At 64.5% G+C, this 2,746-nt stretch carries 3 protein-coding genes; all 3 read left to right on the forward strand.

All coding sequences use genetic code 11. From position 1 onward, the window contains the following. A partial coding sequence (locus tag QZ638_RS23140) for a tryptophan synthase subunit alpha (RefSeq protein ID WP_295815092.1) occupies positions 1 to 210 on the forward strand: 210 nt, incomplete at its 5' end. 42 nt (positions 211 to 252) lie between these two features. Next, the gene (accD, locus tag QZ638_RS23145; RefSeq protein WP_295815096.1) at positions 253 to 1,209 is read left to right on the forward strand and encodes an acetyl-CoA carboxylase, carboxyltransferase subunit beta; all 957 of its coding nucleotides are present in this window, start codon (positions 253 to 255) and stop codon (positions 1,207 to 1,209) included. 51 nt (positions 1,210 to 1,260) lie between these two features. Then, on the forward strand, positions 1,261 to 2,604 hold the full coding sequence (locus QZ638_RS23150) for a folylpolyglutamate synthase/dihydrofolate synthase family protein (protein WP_295815099.1): 1,344 nt from the start codon (positions 1,261 to 1,263) through the stop codon (positions 2,602 to 2,604). Positions 2,605 to 2,746 lie beyond the last annotated feature (142 nt).

Raw genomic sequence — 2,746 nt, forward strand, 5'->3', positions numbered from 1 at the left:
GTCGGCTTCGGGGTGAAGACGGCGCGTCAGGCGCGGGCCATAGGCGAGGCGGCGGATGGCGTTGTCGTCGGCAGTGCCATTGTGGCGGCAATCGCGCAATGTTACGACGCCGACGGCAACAGGACCGAAGACCCCGCCGAGGCCGTCGCAACCCTCGTCAAAGGGCTGGCGGACGGGGTGCGGGAAGCCCGCCTTGCTGTTGCCCGATAATCGGCGCATCCTTGGCATCCCGAAGAAAAGAAGGCATATGGAATGAACTGGATCACCAGCTATGTGAGGCCGAAGATCAATTCGATGCTCGGCCGCCGGGACATGCCGGAGAATCTCTGGATCAAGGATCCCGAGACCGGGGAGATGGTTTTCCACAAGGACCTGGAAGACAATCTCTGGGTTATTCCCTCCTCCGGTCATCACATGAAGATTTCCGCTCGCGAGCGGCTGAAATCCTTCTTCGACGACGGCGCGTACGAAGAGCTGGAAAGCCCGAAGGTCGTCGCCGACCCGCTGAAATTCCGCGACGAGCGCCGCTATACCGATCGCCTGCGCGATGCCAAGACCAAGACCAACATGGAAGACGCCGTGCTGAGCGGGGTCGGCCGCGTGGAAGGTCTGGAGCTGCTCGCCACCGTCCAGGATTTCGCCTTCATGGGCGGCTCGCTCGGCATGGCCGCCGGCGAGGCCATCGTGCGTGCCTTCGAGACCGCGGTTGAGCGCAAGCTGCCGCTGGTGCTTTACGCGGCATCGGGCGGTGCGCGCATGCAGGAGGGCATCCTTTCGCTGATGCAGCTTCCGCGCACCACGGTTGCTCTCGATCGGCTGAAGGAAGCGGGTCTTCCCTATATCGTCGTGCTCACCAATCCGACGACCGGCGGCGTGACGGCGTCCTACGCCATGCTGGGCGACGTTCATATCGCCGAACCCGGCGCGCTGATCGGCTTTGCCGGCCCGCGCGTGATCGAGCAGACCATCCGCGAGAAGCTGCCGGAAGGTTTCCAGCGCGCCGAATACCTGCGCGACCACGGCATGGTCGACATGGTGGTTTCGCGCCTGCAGATGAAGGAAACCATCGCACGTTTCCTGAAGATACTTCTGAAGGAGAAGGTCGAAGCCGCGCCGCAGATCGTCGAGGACGCGCCGGCGGAAGAAGCCGAGACGGCGCCGGTTCCCGCCGAGACGACCGAAGCTCAGGTGGAGCAACCGAAGGCATGAGCCGCATCGCGATAGCCGGCTAAATGACGTGTCCTTCGGATTAAGACCGCTATGACAATTCTCTCCGCCGAGCGGGAAATCGAGCGTCTCCTTTCGCTCCATCCCAAGGGGTTCGATCTTTCGCTCGAGCGCGTCACGCGCCTGCTCGACCGGCTGGGCAATCCGCACCTGAACATGCCGCCCGTCATCCATGTGGCAGGCACCAATGGCAAGGGCTCGGCAACGGCCTTCGCGCGCGCCGTTCTCGAAGCGTCGGGCAGGGTGGTTCACGTCCACACCTCGCCGCATCTGGTCAATTGGCACGAGCGCTACCGCCTTGGAGCCGAGGGCGGCGGCAGGCTGGTGGAGGATGCGGTTCTGGCCGATGCGGTTGCGCGGGTGGCCGAAGCCAATGCGGGCGAGACGATCACCGTCTTTGAAATCCTCACGGCGGTGATGTTCGTTCTGTTCTCCGAACATCCGGCGGATGTGGCCATTGTCGAGGTCGGTCTGGGCGGTCGGTTCGACGCCACCAATGTCATTCCCCAGCCAGCGGCCAGCCTGATCATGCCGATCTCACTCGACCACGAGGCCTATCTGGGCGACCGGGTGGAGCTGATCGCGGCCGAGAAGGCTGGCATCGTCAAGCGCGGCTGCCCGGTCGTTGTCGGCCAGCAGCCCTTCGATGCGGCGCGCGAGGTGCTCGTCGACACGGCGGAGCGGCTCTCCTGTCCGCTGACCGTCTATGGCGAGGATTTCCTCGCCTTCGAAGAAAACGGCCGCATGATCTACCAGGACAATGACGGGCTTTTCGACATGTCGCTGCCCCGGCTCACCGGCCGGCATCAGCTTGCCAATGCCGCCGCCGCCATCGCCGCTGTCAAGGCGGCGGGCTTTCCCGTTGGCCTGCGCGTGGCGGAGACGGCCATGGAAAACGTGGTCTGGACCGGGCGCTTGCAGCGGCTCGAAGCGGGAGCGCTCGCGGACCTGGCGCCCGTGGGTTCCGAAATCTGGATCGATGGCGGACACAATCCCGGTGCCGGCGAAGCGATCGCCGAAGCGCTTGCTGCCGAAGAGGACCGGTCGCCGCGTCCGCTTTTCCTGATTGCCGGCATGATCAACACCAAGGACCAGACCGGCTATTTCCGCGCCTTTGAGGGCATGGCGCGTCATGTCTACACGGTGCCCGTGGAATCGAGCGATGCCGGCGTCCCGAACGCGGAGCTGGCGGCGCGCGCGATGGAGGCGGGGCTGTCCGCCGAACCGGTGCATTCGGTCGCCAATGCGCTGAAGCTCCTGCGCGACACGCTGGATGCCGGTCGCGATGGCACGGAGCCGCCGCCGCGCATCCTCATTTGCGGATCGCTTTATCTGATCGGCGCGGTGTTGGCCGAGAACGGCACACCGCCGCGGTAACACGCCGAACAGGCTCCACCGACATCGGGACCTCTTTCCCCGCAGGCGGGGAGAAGGATGCCGCTATTTATCGCCGGCATTTGTGCAAGTCCCTGATTTCCCTGTTCGCCACTCACCGTCCGCGCTTTCGCTCTCTTTGTTT

It is taken from the genome of uncultured Nitratireductor sp., assembly GCF_913053745.1.
GTDB lineage: Bacteria > Pseudomonadota > Alphaproteobacteria > Rhizobiales > Rhizobiaceae > Nitratireductor.

What these genes read in the sequence shown, in the direction of transcription:
- accD (WP_295815096.1), top strand. Translation starts at nt 253, where the DNA reads ATGAACTGGATCACCAGCTATGTGAGGCCGAAGATCAATTCGATGCTC.
- QZ638_RS23150 (WP_295815099.1), top strand. Translation starts at nt 1,261, where the DNA reads ATGACAATTCTCTCCGCCGAGCGGGAAATCGAGCGTCTCCTTTCGCTC.